General features: G+C 64.2%; 1 protein-coding gene. It reads right to left on the bottom strand.

The window, feature by feature from the left end:
* On the bottom strand, nucleotides 1–346 hold a 346-nt coding region (gene vgrG / locus B4923_RS20750), incomplete at both ends, for a type VI secretion system tip protein VgrG (protein ID WP_146187278.1).

Here is a 346-nt window from a genome sequence, read left to right as displayed (position 1 = left end):
TCATGGCCAATGCGCGGTATCGCAATCAGCCCGTACTGACCGCCCGCCCAGCCCTGACTGACCCGCACCCAGCAGGAACTCTGGTCATCGCTTGCGCCATAGCGGTCCCACGGGAATTGCAGCTTAATCCTGCCGTATTCGTCGCAGTAGATTTCCTCGCCCGCCGGCCCCACCACCGTGGCAATCTGCGGGCCGTCCACCATCGGCCTGTACGGCATGTCGGTACGCCACGTCGTGCTGGCCTTTACCACCTCGAAACTGTTGCTGTAGGTGGTCGGCTCGCCGCCGCTTTCTTCTTCCAGCGCCTGGGGCTGCTGCCCGCTGTGCGTGATGGCGACCAGTTGCC

It is taken from the genome of Brenneria roseae subsp. americana (assembly GCF_003115815.1).
Taxonomy (GTDB): domain Bacteria; phylum Pseudomonadota; class Gammaproteobacteria; order Enterobacterales; family Enterobacteriaceae; genus Brenneria; species Brenneria roseae.
This window is presented reverse-complemented; position numbering and strand designations above follow the sequence as displayed.